Annotated in this window: 1 pseudogene; it reads right to left on the bottom strand. The window is 53.6% G+C overall.

What is annotated here, in order from left to right:
- Positions 1 to 2 precede the first annotated feature (2 nt).
- Positions 3 to 823 (bottom strand): annotated as a pseudogene (locus PORUE0001_RS00805) (glycogen/starch synthase).
- Positions 824 to 887 lie beyond the last annotated feature (64 nt).

Raw genomic sequence — 887 nt, 5'->3', positions numbered from 1 at the left:
TCTTACTCCGTAAAGCTGCGGTAGAAGTCTACGTAAGCCTCAGCATGATCTACCGCTGGGCCAGGGTACTCTAGCACTTTGTGGTCAGGCTCCGAGCGAAGGTACTCGATGAGCTCAGGAGAGACCGACTCCTGCCCCAGGATCACACCATCTGAGTAGTGGATCGCCATACGACGTAGCGCGTCTGGCGTCACCTCCCCTTGTAGCGGGTCGAGCAAGTCTCCCGTAATCTTGTCAAACTCAAGCTTCTTGATCAAGTCTTCGCCAATCTCGCCCTCCTCCTCGTTGCCATCGACCGAAAAGAGCACCTTAGCACGCTCGAAGTAAGGGTCATTCTTGTAAGCCGTCTTCAGGTAGACGGGTGCCAGTGCGGAGAACCACCCCAGACAATGAATCACATCGGGGATCCAGTGCAAGCTTTTGATCGCCTCCAGGACGCCTCGGATGAAGAAGATGCTGCGATCCGCATTGTCACTAGCGCTCCCTCAGAGGGCGGGCCGAAGAGGCTCTTGCGTCCGAAGAGATCCGCATTATCAATGAAGTAGACCTGTATGCGTGTAGATGGGATCGAGGCGACCTTGATGACGAGCGGGTGGTCGTAGTCATCGACGATGACGTTGATACCCGACAGACGGATCACCTCGTGAAGCTGGTTGCGCCGCTCATTGACCAAGCCGTAGCGTGGCATGAAGATACGTACGTCATTTCCCGCATTCTGTATATGCTCTGGGAGGTAACGAGCGACATGTGCGAGATCACTCTCTGGGAGGTAGGGATATATCTCCTGAGAGATGTAGAGTACTTTCTTGTCTTTGGCAGCCATAGTGTGATTTACTTTCGTTCCCTACAAAGATAGTGAAAAACAGCGACATCGCCCAGTCTCCTAT

The sequence above is a fragment of the Porphyromonas uenonis 60-3 genome (genome assembly GCF_000174775.1).
Taxonomy (GTDB): domain Bacteria; phylum Bacteroidota; class Bacteroidia; order Bacteroidales; family Porphyromonadaceae; genus Porphyromonas; species Porphyromonas uenonis_A.
Note: the sequence above shows the minus strand (reverse complement) of the source record. Positions and strands in the feature narration are given on the sequence as shown.